Below are 3,995 nucleotides of genomic sequence, written 5' to 3'. Positions count from 1 at the left end.
CCCAGGGTGCGGGCGGCGCTGCCGAACCTGCCGCGTCCGAGCATCCCCATGGGTGCGCGCAAGGTCGCGGCCGACCCGATCGACGTGGCCAGCGGAGAGGTGGTGCTCGCCCAGACCGACGCCGAGCTACCAGGTCTGCTCCCGCTTGTCCTGAGCCGTAGTCACCTGTCGTCGTACCGGGTGGGGCGGTGGTTCGGGCCGTCCTGGGCATCCACCCTCGACCAGCGCATCGAGGTCGACGACCAGGGCATCTGCTTCGTCGCCGAGGACGGCATGGTCCTCACCTACCCGACACCCGCGGGGGTGCCGACGATGCCGGAGACCGGCCCCCGGTGGCCGCTCACGCCGACCGCCGACGGCTACCGGGTCGAGCAACCGGAGGCCGGCAGTGCCCTGCACTTCCAGGCGGTGCCGGACCTGCCCGAGCCGGAGGGCGAGGGTGACCCTGTGCGGGTGCTGCCCCTGGTTGCCGTGACCGACCGCAATGGTCATCGGCTCGACCTGGACTGGCGCGACGGCGCGATCGCCGAGGTACGGCACAGTGGGGGTTACCGGGTCGCTGTGGACACGCTGCACGGGCGGGTGGCGGCGTTGAGTCTGCTCGACGCGGAGCCGTCGGGGGAGGCCCGGACGCTTGTGCGGTTCGGTTACGACGAGGCGGGCCACCTCACCGAGGTGGTCAACTCGTCGGGGTTGCCGTTGCGGTTCGGCTATGACGACGAGGGTCGGTTGGTCCGCTGGCAGGACCGCAACGCGCAGGAGTACCGCTACACCTACGACGAGCAGGGCCGCTGTGTCGCCGCCACCGGCTCCGGTGGATACCTGTCCGCGCGGCTGCACTACGACCTGGCAGCGCGGAAAACCGCTGTGGACGACTCACTCGGCCACACCACCATCTACGACTTGACCGAACGCGGGCAGACCGAGCGGGTCACCGACCCGCTGGGACATGTCACGGCCTTCACCTGGGATCGTTTTGATCGGAAGCTGTCCCAGACCGATGCTCTCGGGCGGACGACTCGTTGGTCCTACGATGACGACGGCAACCTGGTCGAGCTCACCCGCCCGGACGGCAGCCGGGCGACGGCCGCGTACAACGAGCTGCGTCAGCCCGTCGTGGTCACCGACGTCGACGGCGCGATCTGGCGACGCGGGTACGACGAGCGCGGCAACCTGACGATGGTCACCGACCCGACCGGCGCTGTCACCCGCTACGCCTACGACGAGGCCGGCCACCTGGCCGAGGTGACCGACGCGCTCGGCAACACCGTGGTGGTGGCCACCGATCCGGCCGGGCTGATCACCCAGCTGACCGACTCGGTGGGGGCGGTGACGACCTACCGGCGCGACCGGGCCGGGCGGATGACCGAGGCGACCGACCCCGTCGGCGGCACCATCCACCTCGGCTGGACCGCCGAGGGGCGGTTGGCGTGGCGGCGGAGCCCGGACGGGGCCAGCGAGGAGTGGACCTACGACCCGGAAGGCAACCTGGTCACTCACACCGACCAGATCGGGGCGACCACCGAGTTCGAGATCGGGGCCTTCGACCTGCCGGTGGCGCGTACCGGGCCGGACGGCGCCCGGTTGTCCTTCGCTTACGACACCGAACTGCGCCTCACCACTGTCACCAACCCGCAGGGGCTCGTCTGGCGCTACGACTACGACCCGGCCGGGCGGCTGGTCGCCGAAACCGACTTCAACGGGCGCACCCAGTCGTACACCCTTGACCCCGCCGGCCAACTCGTGGCCCGCACCAACGGCGCCGGGCAGACCATCGAGCTGGCCCACGACCAACTCGGCAACGTCGTCGAGAAGCGCAGCGCCGAGGGCATCACCACCTTCGGGTACGACCCGGCCGGCCGGTTGCTGCACGCGAGCACACCCGAGGTCGACCTCCGGTTCGACCGCAACCCGATCGGGCGGGTGCTCGCCGAGATCCGCGACGGTCGAACCGTGACCTCGTCCTACGACGCGCTCGGCCGCCGGACGTTACGACGCACCCCAATGGGGGTCGACAGCGCATGGGAGTATGACGCCGGCCACCGGCCGGTGATGTTGCGCACCGGCGGTGCGACAGTCAGCTTCACCCACGACGCTGCCGGCCGGGAGACCCGGCGCGCCGTCGGTAACCTCGCCCTGACCCAGACCTGGGACGCCAACCACCGGCTGCTCTCTCAGATCCTTACGGCGAGCCCTGCCGTCGGCGACGTGCCGGACCTGGTGGGGCACAGGGCCTACCGGTACCGCGCCGACGGCTACCTGACCGACATCGCCGACCAGCTCACCGGCGAGCGCCGGCTGGAGCTGGACCGGGCCGGCCGAATCACCGCCGTCCAGGCCGACGAATGGACCGAGCGGTACGCCTACGACGGGGCTGGCAACGTGACCAGCGCCGCCTGGTCCGGTGCGGACGACGACCGCGTGGCCCAGGGTGGACGGGAATACGCCGGCACCCTGATTCGACGGGCCGGGAACGTACGGTACGAGCACGACGCCGCTGGCCGGGTAACGCTGCGACAGCGCAAGGAGCGCTCTACCAAGCCCTCGACCTGGCGTTACAGATGGGACAGCGAGGACCGGCTGACCGCCGTCACCACGCCGGACGGCACCCGCTGGCGCTACCGGTACGACGCGCTCGGCCGCCGGGTCGCCAAGCAGCGACTCGACACCGACGGCAGCGTGGTCGAACAGGTCGACTTCGCCTGGGACGGGCTGCGCCTGATCGAACAGACCCACCGCGGCGCTGCCGGAGACAAGACCAGCACCTGGGAGTACGCCCCCGGTACGTTCACGCCGATCGGTCAGACCGACGGCCAGGGCGACCAGGATGAGGTCGACCGCCGCTTCTACGCGATCGTGACCGACGTGGTCGGCACCCCCACCGAACTGGTTGACCCGACTGGCGGCGTTGTCTGGCGACAGCGGACTTCCATCTGGGGCGTCCCGACCCACGTCAGTGTCACGGACGCCGATTGCCCGCTTCGATTTTCGGGCCAAATCCACGATCCAGAAACCGGCGCCTCGTACAACTACCACCGCTACTACGATCCCGATACCGCCCGATACTCGTCGGCCGATCCCATCGGTTTGCTCGCCAGCCCCGACCCTCATCGCTACGTTGCGAACCCAACCCATGAGGTCGACCCATTTGGGTTGGCGCCGTACGACGTGAACGCCGGCGCCGGAGCCCCCGGTAGGGGCACGCCCAGATTTCCAGATAGGCCGCTACCGAGGGACAAGCACGGGAACCCTGTTCCCGACTCACCGTACCCGCACACCCAACTCGGCCAACAGTCAGGTCGGAAGGTGGGGAAATATGATGCGGCACGTGAGTTCGGTGAAGATGGCGTACCCGTCCGAGACATCCACTTCACGGACCATGGCAGACCGCAAAATCATACGAACCCACACCAGCACGACTTCGTGCCCAACCCAACCGGCGGTACGCCACAGCATGGCCCGGCGCGCCCTCTGGAGATGCCTTGATGCTGCGGTTCGAGACGATCCCAATGCACCAGAAAACCAAACTCATTCAGCTCGCAGACATCCTGATGTTGATCGGAGACAACGATCTCGAATGGTCATTGGTCGACTTCCACGGGGTCGGCCAGGCGCCTCGGGGAATGACGATGCCCGACTTCGAGGACCTGGTCCGCTCGTCCTTCTTGGGCTATCGGATGAAGTGGCATGATCTGGATGAATTCGCTCATTCCCTCGATCAGACAATGGAATGTTTAATCATTGCTGCGACTTCCCTGGAAGAGATCACCGAACAGCAGCTACGTGTCGACGATTTTTCAGGTTGTTCGTTCGTGGTCGAAGCGCTCGATAGCACCGAGTGGCGTTTAGGTTCGATGAACGACTCGGATATTCACAACTTCCGCCGCCTTCAGGTGAGTAGCTACAGAGGTTGAAAGGCTGAGGTTCGGGCTATCACGGGGGTTCGGGGTCGAGGGTCATGCCGGTGTTGGCGAAGAAGCCGGCGAGGAGATCGG

General features: G+C 67.7%; 2 protein-coding genes. Both read left to right on the top strand.

Annotated features, from left to right (window positions below):
- A partial coding sequence (locus AB0B85_RS33520; RefSeq protein WP_357413780.1) for a DUF6531 domain-containing protein occupies positions 1-3,486 on the top strand: 3,486 nt, incomplete at its 5' end.
- Complete coding sequence (locus tag AB0B85_RS33515) at positions 3,486-3,914, top strand: hypothetical protein (RefSeq protein ID WP_357413778.1); 429 nt, start codon at positions 3,486-3,488, stop codon at positions 3,912-3,914. The genes AB0B85_RS33520 and AB0B85_RS33515, both read left to right, overlap by 1 nt.
- The last annotated feature ends 81 nt before the right edge of the window (positions 3,915-3,995 follow it).

The organism is Micromonospora sp. NPDC049044 (assembly GCF_040649215.1).
GTDB lineage: Bacteria > Actinomycetota > Actinomycetes > Mycobacteriales > Micromonosporaceae > Micromonospora.
The sequence above is the reverse complement of the archived record's forward strand: the minus strand, read 5'-3'. Positions and strand labels throughout refer to the sequence as shown.

What these genes read in the sequence shown, in the direction of transcription:
- AB0B85_RS33515 (WP_357413778.1), top strand. Translation starts at nt 3,486, where the DNA reads ATGCTGCGGTTCGAGACGATCCCAATGCACCAGAAAACCAAACTCATT.